At 54.6% G+C, this 19,930-nt stretch carries 17 protein-coding genes; 7 read left to right on the plus strand and 10 right to left on the minus strand.

What is annotated here, in order from left to right; translation table 11 throughout:
• Nucleotides 1-244: 244 nt before the first annotated feature.
• A complete protein-coding gene (locus tag F3J26_RS16300) occupies nucleotides 245-1,051 on the minus strand; it encodes a MipA/OmpV family protein (protein WP_166994880.1) in 807 nt (268 codons plus the stop codon).
• A 547-nt stretch (nucleotides 1,052-1,598) separates the two neighbouring features.
• Between F3J26_RS16300 and F3J26_RS16305 the strand changes: the two genes are divergently transcribed.
• The gene (locus F3J26_RS16305; RefSeq protein ID WP_008457638.1) at nucleotides 1,599-1,886 is read left to right on the plus strand and encodes an HTH-type transcriptional regulator; all 288 of its coding nucleotides are present in this window, start codon (nucleotides 1,599-1,601) and stop codon (nucleotides 1,884-1,886) included.
• Nucleotides 1,887-1,997: 111 nt separating this feature from the next.
• On the opposite strand, the gene F3J26_RS16310 is transcribed toward F3J26_RS16305, so the two are convergent.
• Nucleotides 1,998-2,390 carry a nuclear transport factor 2 family protein gene (locus F3J26_RS16310; protein ID WP_166994881.1) on the minus strand — a complete coding sequence of 131 codons (393 nt, stop codon included), beginning with the start codon at nucleotides 2,388-2,390 and terminating at the stop codon, nucleotides 1,998-2,000.
• Between the two features lie 92 nt (nucleotides 2,391-2,482).
• Between F3J26_RS16310 and F3J26_RS16315 the strand changes: the two genes are divergently transcribed.
• On the plus strand, nucleotides 2,483-3,229 hold the full coding sequence (locus tag F3J26_RS16315) for an AraC family transcriptional regulator (protein ID WP_166994882.1): 747 nt from the start codon (nucleotides 2,483-2,485) through the stop codon (nucleotides 3,227-3,229).
• A gap of 93 nt (nucleotides 3,230-3,322) precedes the next feature.
• Here F3J26_RS16315 and tcp read toward each other — a convergent pair whose 3' ends face one another.
• From tcp to F3J26_RS16335, 4 genes are all read right to left on the minus strand, one after another.
• Nucleotides 3,323-4,984 (minus strand): methyl-accepting chemotaxis citrate transducer, encoded by a 1,662-nt coding sequence (tcp, locus tag F3J26_RS16320; RefSeq protein WP_166994883.1) that lies wholly within the window; start codon nucleotides 4,982-4,984, stop codon nucleotides 3,323-3,325.
• A gap of 326 nt (nucleotides 4,985-5,310) precedes the next feature.
• Complete coding sequence (gene glyS, locus F3J26_RS16325) at nucleotides 5,311-7,380, minus strand: glycine--tRNA ligase subunit beta (RefSeq protein ID WP_166994884.1); 2,070 nt, start codon at nucleotides 7,378-7,380, stop codon at nucleotides 5,311-5,313.
• Nucleotides 7,381-7,389: 9 nt separating this feature from the next.
• Nucleotides 7,390-8,301 (minus strand): glycine--tRNA ligase subunit alpha, encoded by a 912-nt coding sequence (gene glyQ / locus F3J26_RS16330; protein ID WP_039298895.1) that lies wholly within the window; start codon nucleotides 8,299-8,301, stop codon nucleotides 7,390-7,392.
• A gap of 108 nt (nucleotides 8,302-8,409) precedes the next feature.
• Nucleotides 8,410-8,697: a YsaB family lipoprotein gene (locus tag F3J26_RS16335; RefSeq protein WP_157141404.1), complete on the minus strand. Its 288-nt coding sequence runs from the start codon at nucleotides 8,695-8,697 to the stop codon at nucleotides 8,410-8,412.
• 199 nt (nucleotides 8,698-8,896) lie between these two features.
• Here F3J26_RS16335 and F3J26_RS16340 point away from each other — a divergent pair, with 199 nt between their 5' ends.
• The gene (locus F3J26_RS16340) at nucleotides 8,897-9,892 is read left to right on the plus strand and encodes an acyltransferase (protein ID WP_166994885.1); all 996 of its coding nucleotides are present in this window, start codon (nucleotides 8,897-8,899) and stop codon (nucleotides 9,890-9,892) included.
• Here the strand turns inward: F3J26_RS16340 and F3J26_RS16345 are convergent.
• The 4 genes from F3J26_RS16345 to xylA all read right to left on the minus strand — a co-directional run bounded on the left by F3J26_RS16345 (nucleotide 9,889) and on the right by xylA (nucleotide 14,424).
• The gene (locus F3J26_RS16345) at nucleotides 9,889-10,812 is read right to left on the minus strand and encodes a GlxA family transcriptional regulator (RefSeq protein ID WP_166994886.1); all 924 of its coding nucleotides are present in this window, start codon (nucleotides 10,810-10,812) and stop codon (nucleotides 9,889-9,891) included. The genes F3J26_RS16340 and F3J26_RS16345 overlap by 4 nt on opposite strands.
• Entirely contained in the window at nucleotides 10,809-11,351 is a 543-nt protein-coding gene (locus F3J26_RS16350; RefSeq protein WP_166994887.1) for an isochorismatase family protein, read from the minus strand. The genes F3J26_RS16345 and F3J26_RS16350 overlap by 4 nt, the downstream gene beginning before the upstream one ends.
• A gap of 250 nt (nucleotides 11,352-11,601) precedes the next feature.
• Complete coding sequence (gene xylB / locus F3J26_RS16355; protein ID WP_166994888.1) at nucleotides 11,602-13,056, minus strand: xylulokinase; 1,455 nt, start codon at nucleotides 13,054-13,056, stop codon at nucleotides 11,602-11,604.
• Between the two features lie 45 nt (nucleotides 13,057-13,101).
• Nucleotides 13,102-14,424, minus strand: coding sequence for a xylose isomerase (gene xylA, locus F3J26_RS16360; RefSeq protein WP_166994889.1), 1,323 nt, complete (start codon nucleotides 14,422-14,424; stop codon nucleotides 13,102-13,104).
• A 371-nt stretch (nucleotides 14,425-14,795) separates the two neighbouring features.
• On the opposite strand from xylA, the gene xylF reads away from it, so the two are divergent.
• The 4 genes from xylF (at nucleotide 14,796) to xylR (ending at nucleotide 19,828) form a co-directional block, all read left to right on the plus strand.
• Nucleotides 14,796-15,788: a D-xylose ABC transporter substrate-binding protein gene (xylF, locus tag F3J26_RS16365; RefSeq protein WP_166994890.1), complete on the plus strand. Its 993-nt coding sequence runs from the start codon at nucleotides 14,796-14,798 to the stop codon at nucleotides 15,786-15,788.
• Nucleotides 15,789-15,838: 50 nt separating this feature from the next.
• The gene (locus F3J26_RS16370) at nucleotides 15,839-17,380 is read left to right on the plus strand and encodes a xylose ABC transporter ATP-binding protein (protein ID WP_166994891.1); all 1,542 of its coding nucleotides are present in this window, start codon (nucleotides 15,839-15,841) and stop codon (nucleotides 17,378-17,380) included.
• Nucleotides 17,358-18,539: a xylose ABC transporter permease XylH gene (gene xylH, locus F3J26_RS16375; protein ID WP_166994892.1), complete on the plus strand. Its 1,182-nt coding sequence runs from the start codon at nucleotides 17,358-17,360 to the stop codon at nucleotides 18,537-18,539. Before F3J26_RS16370 ends, xylH begins: the two co-directional genes overlap by 23 nt.
• 110 nt (nucleotides 18,540-18,649) lie before the next feature.
• On the plus strand, nucleotides 18,650-19,828 hold the full coding sequence (gene xylR, locus F3J26_RS16380; protein WP_166878899.1) for a D-xylose utilization transcriptional activator XylR: 1,179 nt from the start codon (nucleotides 18,650-18,652) through the stop codon (nucleotides 19,826-19,828).
• Nucleotides 19,829-19,930 lie beyond the last annotated feature (102 nt).

The raw sequence follows: 19,930 nt of genomic DNA on the forward strand, positions 1-19,930 counted from the left end.
ACCTGGCAAATTGCCACCCAATAACGATGCTAAGAATAGTCCAACCGCCCTTCGCAAGATACCCTTTCGCAACAATCTCTTTCCGCTCTGAGCAAGCTTTGCCTCTCTGCCTGAACTTTGGCAAGGCACTGGCTGAGGAATAACAAAGACCTTCTACTTAGCAAGGTTTAGTCATGCAGAGTAAATAATAAAGCGGCCGCTAATCTGGCCGCTTATGCAAACACATCCTCGTCCAGGGCCAATATCAGAAACTGTAGCTGGCGCTGACAAAACTCAGCGTGGCCACTTTCTTTGCAACAATTGGGCTGTCGGCGGCATCACCCACTAAGGCGGTGACTCCCGCCCCCGCCTGTAGCGCAATATTTTGGGTCCATTCATAATTTAGCGCTGCGGTCAGCGTGACATCCTTAAAACCACTGCCTGGTCGCCAGGTAGAAAAGGCCGTGCGCTGCGCCTGCTCGGGAGTCACGCCAAAATAGCCGCGTTGATAGCCGCTGTTTGCCCATGTTGTGGAGAGATTTGTTTGCAGAGAGAACTGATCGTTAAGAGGCGTTACGGTGCCAACCCCCAGTTCAGCCAGTAAAGTGCGGCCTAAATCCTCTCCGCCATAATGCCTTTTCTTCGTCGCCTGCAGCACCTTTACATAGCTGCGGAAGGGATCCAACAGATAGCTTAGTTCCACGCCCGCCTGCAAAGCGCCCCCCAGGTCGCCCATGCCCTTAAGCGTTCTGTCTTTGCCATCAAGCGTATTAATAACTTCATCCCGGCCTGAGTCATAATCAAGCAAGAGCGCCACGCCAAAAGGCTCATCCAGCGGCAGCGCCCAACTAAGGCCATTATTCCCAAGACTCACGCTGCCCCAGCTTCCGTGACTGTAGCCGATGCTCAAATCGTAAAGCGCCGTTGGCCGGTATTTATCCGCCCCCTGATAAGCCGGCGCAAACGCGACGCCGCCGCCAACGGTTAAATAAGCTTTTCCATCTTCAGCCTGGCCTAATACAGGAAATAAAAGGGATAAAGCAAATGCCGAGATTGCCAGAGATTTTTTCAAAATTAAGTTCCTTTATTTAAAACCACGGTTAGGTATTAAGGAATTGAAATCATTGAATTAATGGTAAATGTTAAAAACATATCTTTTTATATTCAGATACCGCAAAATACAACGTATAGCACCGACAGTGAAACGCAGGATAAATAAACGACAGCAAAACAAAATACACAATTAATTCATTAGACATCTAATTAATAACGGCCGTTCTAATTTTATTTAGTTTTGTACCGCATCAGCGGATGAGTTATTTTTTAATGTGAGTACATTAGGCATGTCCAGCAAAATTTTATCTTTGCCCGCTGCGGCCAACACCTCTGCTCCAGGCATGATGTCATAAACCGCATAACTATTTACATATTTATACTAAAAGCCTGCATCTATGACTTTTCAAGCGCTTACTTCGACTGCGTATTCAGCTGAAACGCATAAGCATTTTTTGCAGCACGTTTAGCCACTAGCGTGATCCCACGCACGCTTTAAATCCAGCTACAGTTAATAGGCTTCTTTGCGTTCACGTTCTCGCTGTGTGATTTATGAGGAGTTCTCAATGGAATATAAAGATCCAATGATTGAGCTGCTTAGCAGTCTTGAGCAGATTGTTTTTAAAGATAATCAGGCCGTTAGCCTGAGTCAGAAACCCAGCGCCTTCTCGGAGTTTGAGCAGCTACGTAAAAGTACCGGACTAAAAATCGATGATTTTGCTCAGGTGATGGGGGTTAGCGTAACGATGGTGCAGGAATGGGAGTCCAGACGACTCAAGCCCTCCATCACCGAACTGAAATTAATGCGTCTGATTCAGGCCAACCCAGGCCTTAGTAAACAGTTAATCAGTTAGAAAACCGCTGTACCGCAAGAAAACAACCCCGCCATGACGCGGGGTTTGTCATTAATAAGCCACCATCTTAGCTCCTGTCTCTGGCAACATCGTAGTGGGTACTAAAGAAAATCAGCGCCTGCTGCCAAAATCACTGTCCTCGCTCACCCCGTGAATCATCCGGGTTACCTCTTCGCAACGATGAATTTTTCCAGCCAGTAAGGTAAATCGGGCAAACACTTCGAATTCACTCCATTCAGCCTCATTTTTCTCGACCTTTACATAGTGCTGCGTAAATACGGTGTCTCCTTCCCCAACGGCCGCCTTAACTGTCAGATGCATTTTTTGGGTCTGCACTTTTAGCGCGCTCATATGATTAATGAAGTCATCATAGCTCAGTGATTTGCCATCGACGATTTGCCGGTAATCCGCAGCAAAGTACTGTGCAATTTTTTGTTCATCATGCTCGGGGCTACAAATAATTTCCTGTAATGCGTCAATGACGCTCTGGCTTTGCGATTTCATAGAAAACTCCTTTTGTTGGAGCCCCCAGTCTACAAACCATTAATAACTGGATAATATCCGTATCAAGACAACTTTTACGGTTAATCAGCCATATGATAAAAACACAAAAAATTGATTATTTGCGCCAACACTCAACGCCCTGGCACAAACATACCTCGGGACAGCTTTATTGGCTTGAGCAGGGCGTGATGGTGATTGAAACGCTACAGGCGCAGTGGCACGTTACCGCCGGCACGCTGGGTTGGTTTCCCACCGGAATAGAGCACCGGGCCTGGTTTCCGGGCAACGTCAAAGGAAGCAGCCTTTATCTCTCTGCAGCCTCCTGCACCTTATTCCCACCTGAACCGGGGATTTATGGGGTCGACCATTTTGTGTTTGCGCTGCTGGCGCGTTTAGAACTTAATGTTAACCAACCCCTGTCATCTGATTATTTATGTAGCCTTCTCACGCTCTTGAGCCATGAAATAAAGCAGCTCCCACAATGGCCTCTCGAGCTCACTTTGCCTTCGGATCGCCGGGCGCGTAACGTTGCAGAGGAATTATTGAGACATCCCGACACCAGGCTCGATCAGGCGCAGCTTGCTCAGCAATGGGGACTAAGCGTCAGAAATCTCAGCCGTTTATTCAATCAGCAAACCGGGTTAAGTTTCAGCCAGTGGCGGCAACAGGCGAAAATAGTGTCCTCACTCCAGTGGATAACTTCGGGTTTACCCATCGGTGAAGTCGCCGAGCGAAGCGGCTACAGCAATATCAGCGCTTACATAGAGGCGTTTCGGTTGAGATTTGGCAAGACGCCCGGACAATTTAAAGTGTCATCCTGCCAGCCGTCAGCAGGATGAATCATGCCTATTCGCGGAGGGTGGAATCGGAAGTCCTGTACATTCGGAAACTACCCCCGGAGTCTCTTCGCTCAGCACTGGCAATGAAAAAAATCAGAACGTTTCCCAGTTTGCATCAGAGGCTGAGGCCGTTTGCGGTTTCAACGTCGCTGGCTGCGGGCGAAGTTTTTCCTGCACCGCCTCCACACGGCGTCCGCCGGATTGCTGGAGCTGGAACACCGCCACCGCCAGGCGTAGCTCGCTCGCCTGGTCTTCCAAAGCCGCAGCGGCAGAAGCGGACTCTTCCACCAGCGAGGCGTTCTGCTGGGTCACGCTATCCATCTCAGATACCGCCTGCGCCACCTGTTCAATGCCTTTGCTTTGCTCTTCAGAGGCCGACGCAATTTCGCCCATGATGTCAGTCACCCGGGTGACCGCCGAGACGATCTCTTTCATGGTCGCGCCCGCCTCTCGCACCTGGCTGGAGCCGGTATCAATGCGCGACACCGAGTTTTCAATCAGCACTTTAATCTCTTTCGCCGCCTGTGCGCTGCGGCTAGCCAGCGTTCTGACTTCTCCCGCAACCACGGCAAATCCACGCCCTTGCTCACCCGCACGCGCAGCTTCTACCGCGGCGTTCAGCGCCAGAATGTTGGTCTGGAAAGCAATGCTGTCGATAACGCTGGTGATATCCACGATTTTGCCAGAGCTTTCGGCGATTTCGTTCATGGTGCTGACCACGCTATCCACCACGCGCCCGCCTTTTTGCGCGGTTTCGGAGGCGTTTTTCGCCAGACCGGTGGCCTGACGAGCGTTATCGGTGTTCTGTTTCACGGTCGCGGTCAGTTGCTCCATGCTGGCCGCCGTCTCCTCCAGCGCCGCCGCCTGCTGCTCGGTGCGGGAGGAAAGATCGCTGCTGCCGGCAGAGATTTCGCTGGCACCGGTGTAAATAGAATCCGCATTGTCACGCACCACGCTCACGGTCTTCGCCAGCGATTGCTGCATGGATTTAAGCCCGGCAGACAGGCGGCTCATTTCGCTGCGCCCTTCGGCGTCGATCGTACGAGTTAAATCCCCCTCAGAGATCGCCTGGATATGCCCCATTACGTTTTTCAGCGGGCGCAGCAGCACGCGCTGCAGCCCCAGCCAGATAACCACCAGCGCCGCGATGACAATCAGTAAAATGGTGCCCAGCGTCCAGAGCATACCGGTATAGCTGCTTTGGTTCTCCGCGCTGGCGGCCTTCAACAGCCGGGTGTTCTGAGTCAGCCACTGGCCGTAAACGGCTTTGAAATCGTCCTGAGCCTGCTGGGCGTCGAGGTTGCCATAAGCCTGGTAGTTATCGGCCTTCAGGAACTGAATAGACTGGGCCATGACGTCGTGCATTTGCTTGAAGCTGGCCGCCGCTTTGTCGTCGAGGGCTTTATCCTGACCCGGCACATCGTCGGAATCCATGTAGCTGGAGAACTGCTTTTGCGCGTCGGCCAGCAGCACACCGGCATTCGTTAGTAGCTTGTTCATCGCCTCCAGCGAGGCAGGATCGCGCTGATTTTTCAGCACGCGAATCGCCACGCGGTTGATGGTGACGCGAGTTTCAACCAGCGTCTGGAAGCTGCCGCCCAGTTGCTGCTGCTGGTAGTTCAGCAGGCCGGTATTCTGGAAGTTAAGGCGATCGCTGCTGACGGAGGAGTAGTACAGAACCCCGGTCACCAGCAAGAGCACGCTGAAGATCCCCAGCGTAGTGACAATTCCGGTGATAACTTTGATATTTTTCATAGCGCCCAACGTTCCTGAGGTAATGGCCGATATGAGATATATCGGTTCGGCGCAGATTTCCCTTACCGCCTCTGACGCGACTTTCTGTTAATCCATTGATATTTGAAAGTAAAAAAATTAATAAAAATTCGAAGGAGACTTGATGAGAAGGACAATCAAAATGACGAGAAAAACGGCACGGAATGGATTTTAGAATAAACCAGGAAAATCAATTCATTGATTTTCAACTGATAATCACAAAGAGGGAAAAACCACGTTTTTTCCCTCTTTGTCGGCAAATTAACCCGCCGAAGCGGGTTTTGGGATTTCGTCACAACCCAAGGCAATTACTGCAGCAGAGAGATGTCCGCCACCTGCAGGAACAGCTCGCGCAGCTTGGTCAGCAGCGTCAGGCGGTTTATACGCAGATCTTTATCTTCTGCGTTTACCATCACTTTGTCGAAGAACTCATCCACCGGCTCGCGCAGGTTCGCCAGCTCTTCCAGGGCTTCCTGGTAACGGCCTTCGGCGAAGTACGGCTGTAGCTTATCGCGCAGCACGACAACGTTGGTCGCCAGGCGAATTTCTTCGGCTTCTTTCAGCACGGTGGCCTGTACGGTGTCGTTCAGCACTTCGTCAGACTTGGCAAGAATGTTGGAAACACGCTTGTTCGCCGCCGCCAGAGACGCCGCCGCTTCCAGAGTACGGAAGTGGGAAACCGCCTTCATACGAGCATCGAAATCAGCCGGTTTGGTTGGACGACGCGCCAGTACCGCCTGGATGGTATCAACCGCGTGGCCTTCTTCCTGATACCAGGTACGGAAGCGCCCCAGCATAAAGTCGATAACCTCATCCACCACGTTGGTGTTGGTCAGCTTGCTGCCGTAGAGGCGAACCGCTTCTTCGGTCAGGGTCTGCAGATCCAGCGGCAGGTTTTTCTCGACGATAATACGCAGCACGCCCAGCGCGGCACGGCGCAGCGCAAACGGATCTTTGTCGCCTTTCGGATGCTGGCCGATGCCGAAGATGCCCGCAAGGGTGTCCATCTTGTCGGCAATCGCTACCGCACAGGCTACAAGGTTAGACGGCAGAGCATCGCCCGCAAAGCGTGGCTGGTACTGCTCGTTCAGCGCAACCGCCACGTCTTCCGCTTCGCCGTCGTGGCGCGCGTAGTGCATGCCCATCACGCCCTGGGTGTCGGTAAACTCGAACACCATGTTGGTCATCAGGTCGCACTTGGACAGCAGGCCTGCACGGGTCGCGTGGTTCACGTCGGCACCAATCTGGCCCGCAATCCAGCCGGAAAGGGCTTCGATACGGTTGGTTTTGTCGCGCAGGGTGCCCAGCTCTTTCTGGAACAGCACGGTTTCCAGACGCGGCAGATTGTCTTCCAGGCGTTTTTTGCGGTCGGTATTGAAGAAGAACTCGGCATCTGCCAGGCGCGGGCGAACCACCTTCTCGTTACCGGAGATGATCTGCACCGGGTCTTTGGACTCGATGTTCGCCACGAAGATGAAGTTCGGCAGCAGTTTGCCGTCGGCCGCGTAGACCGGGAAGTACTTCTGGTCACCCTTCATGGTGTAAACCAGCGCTTCAGCAGGCACGGCCAGGAATTTCTCTTCGAACTTCGCGGTCAGCACCACCGGCCATTCCACCAGCGAGGTGACCTCTTCCAGCAGGCTTTCGCTCAGGTCAGCCTGACCGCCGATTTTACGGGCGGCTTCTTCGGCATCACGTTTGATGACGGCTTTACGCGCTTCATAATCGGCAATGACCTTCCCGCGCTCCAGCAGGATCTGCGGGTACTGGTCGGCATTGTCGATGGTGAACTCTGGCTCGCCCATAAAGCGATGGCCGCGAATGACGCGGGCGGACTGAATGCCCAGAATAGTGGCAGGGATCAGTTCGTCACCCAGCAGCAGCGTCACGGTGTGAATCGGACGCACGAACTGGATATCGGACGCGCCCCAGCGCATCAGCTTAGGAATCGGCAGCTTAGCCAGAGAAGTAGCGATCATGTTCGGCAGCAGAGCCTGCACGCTTTCGCCCTTCAAGTGGGCGCGATACATCAGCCACTCGCCTTTGTCGGTAGCCAGACGCTCGGCCTGGTCAACGGTGATCCCACAGCCACGAGCCCAGCCTTCGGCGGCTTTGCTTGGTTTACCTTCAGCATCGAATGCCGCAGACACCGCAGGGCCGCGTTTTTCGACTTCGCGATCCGGCTGTGAAGCCGCCAGATTAGCAATTTTCAGCGCCAGGCGACGCGGGGCAGCAAACCATTTTACTTCGCCGTGGGCGATGTTGGCCGCATCCAGCTCGGCGGTAACGTTGGCAGCGAAGGATTCAGCCAGGCTGCGCAGGGCTTTTGGTGGCAGCTCTTCAGTGCCGATCTCCACCAGAAAAGTTTTTTCAGACATGGCGGCCTCTTAGTTTTTCTTATTGCACATCGGGAAGCCAAGCGCTTCACGAGAAGCGTAGTAGGCTTCGGCCACGGCTTTGGTCAGGGTGCGAATGCGCAGAATGTAGCGCTGGCGCTCGGTCACGGAAATGGCCTTGCGCGCATCCAGCAGGTTAAAGCTGTGAGCGGCTTTCAGAATACGTTCGTAGGCCGGGAGCGGGAGCGGAGTTTCCAGCGCCAGCAGCTGCTGCGCTTCTTTCTCGTACTGCTCGAAGCAGGTGAACAGGAAGTCCACGTCGGCGTATTCGAAGTTATAGGTGGACTGCTCCACTTCGTTCTGGTGGAACACGTCGCCGTAGGTGGTTTTCCCCAGCGGGCCGTCGCTCCACACGAGGTCGTAAACGCTGTCTACGCCCTGAATGTACATGGCCAGGCGCTCTAAACCGTAGGTGATTTCGCCGGTTACCGGCTTGCACTCGAGGCCGCCAACCTGCTGGAAGTAGGTGAACTGCGTCACTTCCATGCCGTTGAGCCAGACTTCCCAGCCCAGGCCCCACGCGCCAAGCGTTGGGTTTTCCCAGTTATCTTCCACGAAACGAATGTCATGGATCTCCGGATCCATACCCAGCTCTTTCAGCGACCCGAGGTACAGCTCCTGAATGTTGTCCGGAGAAGGCTTAATCACTACCTGGAACTGGTAGTAGTGCTGTAAACGGTTCGGGTTTTCGCCGTAGCGGCCATCGGTAGGACGGCGGGACGGCTGCACATAAGCGGTGGCCATTGGCTCCGGCCCTAAGGCACGCAGGCAGGTCATCGGGTGAGAGGTGCCTGCGCCCACTTCCATGTCCAAAGGTTGAACAATGGTGCAGCCCTGGCGAGCCCAGTAGTCCTGTAAAGTCAGGATCAGGCCTTGAAAGGTCTTGGTATCAAACTTTTGCATGTTGAATTCGCACGCGTTCGGTGGATTTAAGAGAAGCGGCCAGTATATACGCAAACGCGGTCGAGTTGTATCAACACGGCAACGGAACGGCCGTGAGGGAGAAAGGCGTCAGGTTGTTGCGCGTTGGTTGAGGTTTTCGCGGCTGGAAAGGTGTGAAAATTGACCGCTTTCGTCAAACGAACAGGTAAACCCCTCTTTGCGGGCGGTGCTGCCCATCATTTCGTAGCTGGCCTGATACTGCTTAAAATCTGACAGATTAATACGCTGCGGCTGGGTGTTGTAGCGATAAGCGGCCTGATTTTTACAGGCAAGCTCCATTGCTTCGGTGTGAACCACCGGGCGCAACTTCTGCGCGGCCTGGCCTTCCTGCGGCGTAGAACTGCAGGCGCTGAGCATTAACGCCAGAAAAGCGGTTAAGAGGAACCTATTTTTTCTTTCTGCCATCATCATTCGCTACCAGTACGTTAAACTCGGTTTCTTATATCAACTCCTCGTGCAGCAAGCATTTTGCGAAGCCGCCACGGGGATAGCAAGATGCGCCGGGCAAACTCAGACATTTCCGGACACGGGTAAGCAAGCGGGTTCAGAGGGACGAATGCAGCAAAAAATAAACTGGATAGATAACCTTCGGGGCATCGCCTGCCTGATGGTGGTCATGATCCACACTACAACCTGGTACATCACGAATCCACACACCGTCACCGCGTTTAGCTGGGACTTTTCAAACGTTCTGAACTCGGCTTCTCGCGTCAGCGTCCCGCTGTTTTTCATGATTTCCGGCTACCTGTTTTTTGGTGAACGCAGCGCGCAGCAGCGGCACTTTCTACGGATAGCCAGCTGCCTGCTGTTTTATAGCGCCATTGCGCTGCTGTATATCTGGCTGTTTACCCCCATCAGCACAGGCCTTGCGCTACGCTATATCCTGGTCAAGCCGGTGTTCTACCACCTGTGGTTTTTCTTCGCGATTATGGTGATTTACCTGCTTTCACCGCTGATACAGGTGAAGAAAGTCAGTGCCGTGACAATTCTGGGGCTGATGGTGCTGCTTGGCGTGGTGGCCAACCCCAACACGGTGCCGCAGACGGTGGGCAATATGCGCTGGCTGCCCGTTAACCTCTACATCAACGGCGACACCTTCTATTACGTGCTTTATGGGCTGCTTGGCCGGGCGATTGGGATGCTCGAAACCCAAAGAAAAGGCGTCAGCGGCCTGGCAGGCGGCCTGTTTGTGATTTGCGTCATCTCCATTGCGCTGGGCACGCATCGGCAGTTGGAAATCAACAAAAACTTCGCCGAAACCTTTTACGTCTACTGCGGCCCGCTGGTGTTTATCGCCGCCATCAGCCTGCTGGTCGTCGCCAAAAACTGCCTGAACCAGCGCCCGCTGCCCGGCCTGACGTTTATCTCACGCTACTCGCTGGGTATTTATGGGTTTCATGCGCTGATTATCCATTACCTGCGTACCCATAATATCGAGCTGACCCACTGGCCAGTGCTGGATATTCTGTGGATCTTCGGCGCGACGCTGGTGGGCAGCCTGCTGCTGGCCGTTGGGCTGGGAAAACTTGACCGCAAAAAGCTGGTGAGCTAAGCGTCGCGGCTCCGGCCTCTGGCCCGATGAAGCTGGCGCGGAGAGGAAAACCCGGCGGCGCTGGCGGCCTGTTCCATACGCTGCCCCTGCTGCAGCCGCTGTTCCGCCACCGCCAGCCGGAGCTGTTCCAGGTAGTCGCGCACGGAAATGCCCAGGTGATGCTGAAAAAGGCGGGATAAATGTCGGGGGCTGACGTGAACCCGGTTAGCAATTTCCGGGATCGGCCAGGCAGCCTCAGGTGCAGCCGAAAGCAGATCCTGCGCGCGATGCACCGCCGGGTGAATGTGGTTCCGGTAGCGAAGCCAGGGCGAAAGCTGCGGATCGTCTCCCGAACGGCGGAACCAGACCACCATCTCTCTGGCAACATCGAGTGCCATCCGTGGCCCGCAGTGGCGGTTAATCAAATGCAAAGCGAGATCGATCCCCGATGTAATCCCTGCGCTGGTCCATATACCGCGATCTTCCAGAAAAATGCGATTATCTTTCACCTGCGCGCCCGGTGCAGCGGCTTTCAGTCTTTCAAGCACGTCATGGTGCGTTGTGCACTGAATGCCGTGCATCAAACCCGCACGGGCTGCCAGCAGCGCCCCGGAACAAACGCACATCAGATTAAGCTGCTGGCTATGGATTTGCGGCTGCAGCCGGGTTAACCAACGCCGGACTTCTTCCGCCTGCGGCGTGGCAAAAAAGCGGTTTGAATCGCATACACCGGGCAGCACCAGCAGACTTCCGGCGGGAAGGGTCTCAGGTAACGGCTGAATACCGCTGAACGTCAGGCCGATAGAGGTTTCGACCTCAGGGTCCGGGCCAATGTAGTGCAGATCAAACGCGTGCCTCGCCAGCACCAGCGTTTCCGCCGGGCCGCTCAGATCGAGGGACAAAACCCCCGGCAGCACCACAAACCAGACCCCCACACTCATTCCAGCGACTCCAGGCACTCGGCTACGGTTTGAATTTCGGCGAACCGCCCTGCCAGCACGGTTTCTGTGCGATGGCGCAGGCTGGCGGCGTCCAGCGTAACGCCTTTCCAGGTCATCGGGAAGGTCAGCATCGCCTCGCTAACAAAAGAAACCCGGTAGCCCAGGTCGGAGGCCACTCGCGCAGTGGTTTCGCAGCATTGTTCGGTGCGGATCCCACAGATAATCAGGTGGTTGATGTCTCGGGCACGGAGCCAATGATCCAGCCCGGTACCGGTAAACGCGTTGTGGACGTGTTTCTGGAAACTGACCGCAGGCTGATGGCGTAAAAATGGCATCGGCGTAACAAACCCGGAGGCCAGCGAAAAGACATCGTCTTCATCCACATGGAAGATATCCACCACCGGCACGCCTTTCTGCTGGCAGCCTGCAATGAGTGCCAGCATCGCCCGTTGGAACGCCGGGACATCATCCTCCCGCCAATAATCCCGGTGAAAGAAAGACTGCTGGGTATCAATATTGATCAGCGCTGTACGTGACATTTTTGGACTCCTTGTTAGTGAGGTTAAAACCATTCTGACAAGGGATTTCACGGTTGCTAATACCAAAAACGGACAGGATAGTGTTGGTTTGAGACGATGAACGCCTCGCTGCACGTCCGGCATCTTCTTCAACCGCAATTTATTCCCTCTCCCTGGAAGGGAGAGGGAATAAATCATGCCAACCTTAGCTTGTGATCCCCCTTGCCACATTGAGGGGAGGAATAAGGTGAGGGGAAAGTGAACACGACACTCAGGACATCAGCGGCAGCAGCTGCTGATAAATCTGGTTAAAGACCTGGCGGCGCCCGGCATAGCGCTGGTGGCGAGCCAAATCAGGTTGATGCCTTTGCTCCAGCGGCGGCTGAGGCAACAGAGCCTGCAAAGACTGGCCCGGTGAGAGCGCAATTTGCGCCAGGCGCGCCGCCCCAAGCGCGGGCCCAACGTCGCCGCCGGTGCGGTAATCCAGCACCTGGCCGCTGATATCCGCCAGCATTTGCCGCCAGTACGGGCTGCGCGCACCGCCGCCAATCAGCGTAATACTGGCTGGCGTAATGCCGCATTCGTGCACAACGTCCATCCCGTCCGCCAGCGCGTAGCCCACGCCTTCCAGCACCGCACGGGCAAGCTCGGCGGGGCCGTGCTGATGGGTCAGACCAAAAAAGGTGCCTTTAGCCTGCGGGTTATTATGCGGAGTACGCTCCCCGGAAAGATAAGGCAGGAACCAAACCACACCGGCGTCCTGATTTGCCTGTTCCGCCGCCGCCAGTAGAGCCGGTACGCTGCCGAGGCCAGTGAGTTTAGCTGCCCAGTCAAGGCAGGAGGCCGCGCTGAGCATCACCGACATCAAATGCCAGCGGTTAGGTAACGCATGGCAAAAACTGTGTACTGCACTTTCCGGCCTGCTGCGGAAGCCGTCGCTGACGGCAAAGTAAACCCCGGATGTCCCGAGCGATAGCATTGCCTGTCCGGCATCAACCATGCCGACGCCGATAGCTCCAGCGGCATTGTCTCCTCCTCCCGCCACAACGGGCACAGCAGGCATTTTCCAGGCTTCTGCAACTTCTCGCGTTAGTACACCGGTTATTTCACTGCCCTCAAACAATTCAGGCATATGCCGCCGGGAGAGGCGACAGGCATCGAGCATTGTGTCGCTCCAGTCGCGCTTAGCCACATCCAGCCACATCGTGCCTGCCGCATCGGACATGTCGCTGGCGAATTCTCCGGTCATTCTAAGACGCAGATAATCCTTCGGCAGAAGCACTTTATTGATTTGCGCAAAGATCTCCGGCTCATGACGCTCGACCCACAGAAGCTTAGGCGCGGTAAAGCCGGGCATCATCAGGTTGCCGGTTATCGCTCTTGCCTCTTCTACGTTGCTCTCCAGCAGCGCACATTCCTCGCCGCTGCGGCCATCGTTCCAAAGGATAGCCGGGCGGAGTACGCGCTGTTTGCTGTCCAGCAACGTTGCCCCATGCATCTGACCCGCAAGCCCAATCGCCTTTACACCGCTGAGTGCATGTTTCACGCCCAACGCCCGCATTGCACGGTCCGTTGCCTGCCACCAGTGTTCGGGATCTTGCTCGGACCACAGGGAATGAGGCCGGGATACAGTCAGCGGCTCGCTGCATGTAGCCATCACCTCACCTGCTTCACTGAGCAGGATCGCCTTCACGCCTGAGGTGCCAAGATCGATGCCGATATACATGGTAGCTCCTTAATATCGCGCCGCTTTTCAGCGGCGCAAACAAGTTTAGTTATCGAACAAATAGTGGTTAATCAGGTTTTCCAGCCGCTCCTGATGCCCGCTTTGATGCTGCGGGGCCAGCTTGTGCTGCTCAGCGTACTGCGCCAGCTGCGTGAGCGATATCTGCCCTTTAAGAATTTGCTGGCCCAGCTCACTATTCCACCCGGCGTAGCGTTTGGCGACACGTTTATCAAGCTCGCCGTCTTCAACCATGCGGGCAGCCACTTTCAGCGCCAGCGCCATCGTATCCATGGCGCCGATATGACCATAAAACAGGTCATATTTGTCGGTACTCTGGCGGCGCACTTTGGCGTCAAAGTTCAGGCCACCCGTCGTGAACCCGCCAGCTTTCAGGATCTCATACATCACCAGCGCATTTTCCTCGACGCTGTTCGGGAACTGATCGGTATCCCAGCCCAGCTGCGGATCGCCCCGGTTAGCATCCACCGAGCCAAAAATACCCAGTGCAATCGCGCTGGCGATTTCGTGGTGGAATGAGTGACCGGCGAGCGTCGCGTGGTTAGCCTCAATGTTAACCTTTATCTCTTTTTCGAGACCAAACTGCTTCAGGAAGCCGTAGACCGTCGCCACGTCGTAATCGTACTGATGCTTGGTCGGTTCCTGCGGCTTCGGTTCGATAAGCAACGCGCCACGGAAGCCGATTTTATGCTTGTGCTCAACGACCATTTGCATAAAGCGCCCGATTTGCTCGCGCTCCTGTCGCAGGTCGGTATTCAGCAGGGTTTCATACCCTTCACGCCCGCCCCATAGCACATAGTTTTCCCCGCCCAGTTGATGCGTGGCGTTCATTGCCGTCACGACTTGCGTCGCCGCCCAGGTAAACACTTCGGGATCGGGATTCGTTGCTGCCCCAGCGCCGTAGCGAGGGTGGGTAAAGCAGTTAGCCGTGCCCCACAGCAGCTTCACGCCGCTGTCCTGTTGTTTTTGCGCCAGGACTTCCGTCATCTGTGCAAAATTGTTCAGGTATTCCTTAAGCGACGAGCCTTCAGGCGACACGTCAACATCATGAAAACAGTAATATGGCACGCCCAGTTTCTGGAAAAACTCAAACGCCACGTCGGCCTTGCGCTTCGCAAGCGCCATAGCGTCTCCGGCCTGCTGCCACGGGCGTTCGAAAGCACCCACGCCGAACATATCCGCGCCCGTCCAGCAGAATGTGTGCCAGTAGCAGGCCGCAAAACGCAGGTGCTCTTCCATGCGTTTTCCAAGAATTAATGCATCCGGATTGTAGTGACGAAACGCCAATGGGTTGGTGGTTTTAGGGCCTTCAAAACGCACGCGATCGAGTTGGTCGAAATAAGCTTGCATAGTTAACTCCGTCATCAGAAAACTGCGGCAGGATAGCTGGTCAGCTCATCCTGAGTTTTCCCTGACGGTTGCTCAATTACGTTATTTCACTCTGGGATTGAGAGAATACTCAAATGTGCGTCACCTCGCAAAAAAAGAATAAAATAATAAATAAACATCGCGTAACTGCTTCCATAAATTAGTGCAACAGGCTGGTCATTCAATATGAAATCAGATCGCCATCATAATTTTACGATTAAACAAAAAAACATAACGCGAAGATAAAAATCAGTAATTGATGCTTTCTCCATGAACGATAACAATTCAAACCGTCTGCTGATATGAATCACTCTTTATTCCGATAAGCCACTTTCCCCCTACAGGTAAATAACATGAAGATAAAGAACATCTTAGTTACGCTATGCGCCTCACTTATCCTGACCAGCGTAAGCGGCATCGCAAAAGAAGTGAAAATCGGTATGGCGATTGACGACCTTCGTCTGGAGCGCTGGCAAAAAGATCGCGATATTTTTGTGAAAAAAGCGGAATCGTTGGGGGCGAAAGTTTTTGTCCAGTCCGCTAATGGCAACGAAGAAACCCAGATGTCGCAAATTGAAAATATGATTAACCGCGGCGTTGATGTATTAGTGATTATCCCCTACAACGGCCAGGTATTAAGTAACGTGGTTGCAGAAGCTAAACGCGAAGGCATTAAAGTGCTCGCCTACGACCGCATGATTAATAATGCTGACATTGATTTTTATATTTCTTTCGACAATGAAAAAGTCGGTGAATTACAAGCAAAAAGCATTGTGAGTAAAGTGCCGCAGGGGAATTACTTCTTAATGGGCGGTTCGCCGGTGGATAATAATGCGAAATTATTCCGCGCCGGGCAGATGAAAGTATTAAAGCCTTATATCGACGATGGAAAAATTAAAGTCGTCGGCGATCAGTGGGTTGACGGCTGGCTGCCGGAAAACGCGTTGAAAATTATGGAAAATGCCCTGACCGCGAACAATAACAAGATTGATGCCGTTGTCGCCTCCAACGACGCCACTGCGGGCGGTGCAATTCAGGCGCTTAGCGCGCAGGGGCTGGCGGGGAAAGTGGCTATTTCAGGTCAGGATGCCGATCTCGCGGGCATTAAGCGCATTATTGCCGGTACCCAAACAATGACCGTCTATAAACCTATTACCAAACTGGCAGATACCGCCGCCGAAATTGCCGTCGAGCTGGGGGAAGGTAAACAACCAGCCGCAGATGCCACATTAAATAATGGCCTGAAAGATGTTCCCTCCCGCCTCCTGACGCCTATTGAGGTGGAAAAAACCAATATCGACAGCACCGTCATTGCCGACGGTTTCCACAAAAAGAGCGATCTGTAGCCACCGGGCCTGCGCATACGCGGGCCTTCTCTTTCACCAGGAGGAGCCTTATGCCTCATTTGTTGGAAATGAAAAACATCACCAAATCCTTTGGGCAAGTAAAAGCCGTGGATAACGTGAGTCTGGCCCTGGACGCTGGAGAAGTGATGTCGCTGTGCGGTGAAAATGGCTCGGGCAAATCCACGCTGATGAAAGTGCTGTGTGGTATATACCATCACGGCAGCTATGAAGGTGAGATCTGGTTTGCCGGTGAGCCGCTGCAGGCGAGTCATATTCGCGACACTGAGCGCAAAGGCATCGCCATCATTCATCAGGAACTGGCGCTGGTGAAGCATCTTACGGTGCTGGAAAACATCTTCCTCGGCGTAGAAATTACGCGCCACGGCCTGCTCGACTTCGATGCCATGACGTTACGCTGCCAGAAGCTGCTTGCCCAGGTGAACCTTACGCTCTCCCCGGAAACTCGCGTAGGAGATTTAGGACTGGGGCAGCAGCAATTGGTTGAGATCGCGAAGGCGCTGAACAAGCAGGTGCGGTTGCTGATTCTGGACGAACCCACCGCTTCGCTCACCGAGCAGGAAACCGCCGTACTGCTCGGGATAATTCGCGATCTGCAGGCGCACGGCATCGCCTGTATTTATATCTCCCACAAGCTCAATGAAGTCAAAGCCATTTCCGACACCATCTGCGTGATTCGCGACGGGCAGCCCATCGGCACCCGCGAAGCTAAGCAGATGAGCGAGGACGATATCATCACCATGATGGTTGGCCGGGAACTGACGGCGCTGTACCCCAGCGAACCACACCAAACCGGCGATGAGATCCTGCGCGTCGAACACCTGACCGCATGGCACCCGGTCAACCGGCACATCAAGCGGGTCAACGATGCCTCTTTTTCTCTGCGAAAAGGGGAAATCCTGGGTATTGCCGGTTTGGTCGGGGCCGGAAGAACCGAGGCGGTGCAGTGTCTGTTTGGCGTTTGGCAGGGGCGCTGGGAAGGAAAGATCTACATCGACGGGCAGCAGGTTCATATCAATAACTGTCAGCAGGCTATCGCTCACGGCATCGCCATGGTGCCGGAAGATCGTAAGAAGGACGGCATCGTGCCGGTCATGGCCGTGGGGCAAAACATCACGCTTGCCGCATTGAGTCAGTTTACTGGCGCACTAAGCAGCCTGGATGAAGCGCAAGAGCAGCACTGCATGCTGCAGTCGCTGACACGCCTGAAAGTCAAAACGTCATCGCCCAGCCTGGCGATTGGCCGCCTGAGCGGTGGGAACCAGCAAAAAGCAATTCTTGCCCGCTGCCTGCTGCTCAATCCGCGCATCCTGATACTCGATGAACCCACTCGAGGCATCGACATTGGCGCGAAATACGAGATTTACAAACTTATCAATCAACTGGTGCAGCAGGGGATCGCCGTCATTGTCATCTCCTCTGAACTACCGGAAGTGCTCGGCCTGAGCGATCGCGTACTGGTAATGCACGAAGGCCGCATTAAAGCCGATTTGATTAACCATAATCTGACCCAGGAAAAGGTCATGGAAGCCGCCCTGAGGAGTGACCCCCATGTCGAAAAGCAATTTGTCTGAAATGAAACTGACGGCACCAGGCCGCGCCTCCGTTGGGGCATTAAAATCGCTGAATTTGCAGGTTTTTGTCATGATTGCCGCCATCCTGGTCATCATGCTGTTCTTTACGTGGCAAACGGACGGCGCTTACCTGAGCGCCCGCAACGTCTCCAACCTCCTTCGGCAAACGGCCATTACCGGCATCCTCGCGGTGGGCATGGTGTTCGTCATTATTTCGGCTGAAATCGACCTCTCGGTTGGCTCAATGATGGGTCTTCTGGGCGGCGTAGCGGCCATTTTTGATGTCTGGCTCGGCTGGCCTCTGCCACTCACGATTGTTGTCACGCTGGCCCTGGGCCTGGTTCTCGGGGCATGGAACGGATGGTGGATTGCCTATCGCAAAGTGCCGTCGTTTATCGTCACGCTCGCGGGCATGCTGGCGTTTCGGGGAATTTTAATCGGCATCACCAATGGCACCACCGTGTCGCCTACCAGCGGAGCCATGTCGCAAATCGGGCAAAGCTACCTGTCAGACGGCATTGGCTTTACCGTTGGCGTTATCGGTTTGATGGGCTTTATTGCCTGGCAATGGCGGCTACGCATTCGCCGTCAGGCTCTGGGCCTTGCCGCGCCCGCGTCGGGTGGCGTTGTTGGCCGACAGGCAATCACCGCCGTGATCGTACTCGGCGCCATCTGGCTGTTGAACGACTATCGCGGCGTTCCCACGCCGGTACTGATCCTTGCGCTGCTGCTGCTCGCCGGGATGTTTATGGCTACCCGAACTGCGTTTGGCCGCCGCATCTACGCCATCGGCGGCAATATTGATGCTGCGCGCCTTTCGGGAATCAACGTTGAGCGTACCAAGCTAGCGGTGTTTGCTATAAACGGCCTGATGGTGGCGATTGCCGGGCTGATTCTTAGCTCGCGCCTCGGAGCAGGCTCACCTTCCGCCGGGAACATCGCCGAACTGGATGCCATTGCCGCCTGTGTTATTGGTGGAACCAGCCTGGCGGGTGGTATCGGCAGCGTTGCCGGTGCGGTGATGGGGGCATTTATTATGGCTTCGCTCGACAACGGCATGAGCATGATGGACGTCCCGACCTTCTGGCAGTACATAGTGAAAGGCGCCATTTTGCTGCTCGCGGTGTGGATGGATTCTGCGACCAAACGCCGGGCGTAATGTGCCTGGCGGGCAAAACGTGCAAACGATCACAATGCCGGGGTGGCGTTTCCCGGCGCGCTCGCGGCTGTGATATGCAGACATCTGGTTAGCTACGGGAAACTATCGGCATGTTTGAGAAACGTCATCGCATTACGCTGCTATTCAACGCCAATAAAGTCTATGACCGTCAGGTAGTCGAAGGCGTGGGGGAATATTTGCAGGCCTCTCAGTCAGAATGGGACATTTTTATCGAAGAGGACTTTCGCGCCCGGATCGATAATATCAAAGAGTGGCTGGGCGACGGCGTGATTGCCGATTTTGACGATCGGGAGATTGAACACTTGTTGGAAGGCGCCGAAGTCCCGATTGTCGGCGTCGGTGGCTCCTACCACACGCCGGAGCACTATCCCGCAGTGCATTACATCGCGACCGACAACCACGCGCTGGTGGAAAGCGCCTTCCTGCACCTGAAAGAGAAAGGCGTGCAGCGTTTTGCGTTTTATGGGTTGCCCGGCTCGAGCGGCAAACGTTGGGCGGCCGAACGAGAGCACGCTTTTCGTCAATTGGTTGCGAAGGAAAAGTACCGGGGCGTGGTTTATCAGGGCATAGAAACGGCACCAGAAAACTGGCAGCACGCCCAAAACCGCCTGGCGGACTGGGTACAAACGCTGCCGCCGCAAACCGGCATTATTGCGGTCACGGACGCCCGAGCCCGACACCTGCTGCAGGTCTGCGAGCACCTGCATATCCCCGTCCCGGAAAAGCTTTGCGTTATCGGCATCGATAACGAGGAGCTGACCCGTTATTTATCGCGGGTCGCGCTTTCGTCAGTAGCACAGGGTACACGTCAGATGGGCTACCAGGCCGCCAAACTGCTACACCGCCTGCTGGACAGCGAAATCCTGCCGCTCCAGCGTGTGCTAGTGCCGCCGGTGAGGGTTGTGGAACGCCGCTCCACGGATTATCGCTCGCTGCATGACCCGGCGGTAATCCAGGCGATGCACTACATCCGCAATCACGCCTGCAAAGGGATCAAGGTCGAACAAGTGCTGGATGCGGTCGGGATCTCACGTTCGAACCTGGAGAAACGTTTTAAAGAAGAGGTCGGCGAGACGATTCACGCGGTAATCCACGCCGAAAAACTGGAAAAAGCGCGCAGCCTACTGATTTCAACTTCTTTATCTATCAATGAAATATCACAGATGTGCGGCTACCCGTCTTTGCAATATTTCTATTCGGTATTTAAAAAAGAGTATGACGCCACGCCTAAAGAACACCGCGATCGCTTTAGCGAAATTTTAGTTTAAAACCATACTCTAGATAATTCGAGTTGCAGGAAGGCGGCAAGGCCGGGAATCCTCAGGAGCATAGCTAACTATGTGACTGAGGTGAGCGGGTGCAGCAAACGC

This window comes from Enterobacter sp. Ap-867 (assembly GCF_011752855.1).
In the GTDB taxonomy this organism is placed as follows: Bacteria; Pseudomonadota; Gammaproteobacteria; order Enterobacterales; family Enterobacteriaceae; genus Cedecea.

What these genes read in the sequence shown, in the direction of transcription:
- F3J26_RS16305 (WP_008457638.1), top strand. Translation starts at nt 1,599, where the DNA reads ATGGAATATAAAGATCCAATGATTGAGCTGCTTAGCAGTCTTGAGCAG.
- F3J26_RS16310 (WP_166994881.1), bottom strand. Translation starts at nt 2,390, where the DNA reads ATGAAATCGCAAAGCCAGAGCGTCATTGACGCATTACAGGAAATTATT.
- F3J26_RS16315 (WP_166994882.1), top strand. Translation starts at nt 2,483, where the DNA reads ATGATAAAAACACAAAAAATTGATTATTTGCGCCAACACTCAACGCCC.
- tcp (WP_166994883.1), bottom strand. Translation starts at nt 4,984, where the DNA reads ATGAAAAATATCAAAGTTATCACCGGAATTGTCACTACGCTGGGGATC.
- glyS (WP_166994884.1), bottom strand. Translation starts at nt 7,380, where the DNA reads ATGTCTGAAAAAACTTTTCTGGTGGAGATCGGCACTGAAGAGCTGCCA.
- glyQ (WP_039298895.1), bottom strand. Translation starts at nt 8,301, where the DNA reads ATGCAAAAGTTTGATACCAAGACCTTTCAAGGCCTGATCCTGACTTTA.
- F3J26_RS16335 (WP_157141404.1), bottom strand. Translation starts at nt 8,697, where the DNA reads ATGCTCAGCGCCTGCAGTTCTACGCCGCAGGAAGGCCAGGCCGCGCAG.
- F3J26_RS16340 (WP_166994885.1), top strand. Translation starts at nt 8,897, where the DNA reads ATGCAGCAAAAAATAAACTGGATAGATAACCTTCGGGGCATCGCCTGC.
- F3J26_RS16345 (WP_166994886.1), bottom strand. Translation starts at nt 10,812, where the DNA reads ATGAGTGTGGGGGTCTGGTTTGTGGTGCTGCCGGGGGTTTTGTCCCTC.
- F3J26_RS16350 (WP_166994887.1), bottom strand. Translation starts at nt 11,351, where the DNA reads ATGTCACGTACAGCGCTGATCAATATTGATACCCAGCAGTCTTTCTTT.
- xylB (WP_166994888.1), bottom strand. Translation starts at nt 13,056, where the DNA reads ATGTATATCGGCATCGATCTTGGCACCTCAGGCGTGAAGGCGATCCTG.
- xylA (WP_166994889.1), bottom strand. Translation starts at nt 14,424, where the DNA reads ATGCAAGCTTATTTCGACCAACTCGATCGCGTGCGTTTTGAAGGCCCT.
- xylF (WP_166994890.1), top strand. Translation starts at nt 14,796, where the DNA reads ATGAAGATAAAGAACATCTTAGTTACGCTATGCGCCTCACTTATCCTG.
- F3J26_RS16370 (WP_166994891.1), top strand. Translation starts at nt 15,839, where the DNA reads ATGCCTCATTTGTTGGAAATGAAAAACATCACCAAATCCTTTGGGCAA.
- xylH (WP_166994892.1), top strand. Translation starts at nt 17,358, where the DNA reads ATGTCGAAAAGCAATTTGTCTGAAATGAAACTGACGGCACCAGGCCGC.
- xylR (WP_166878899.1), top strand. Translation starts at nt 18,650, where the DNA reads ATGTTTGAGAAACGTCATCGCATTACGCTGCTATTCAACGCCAATAAA.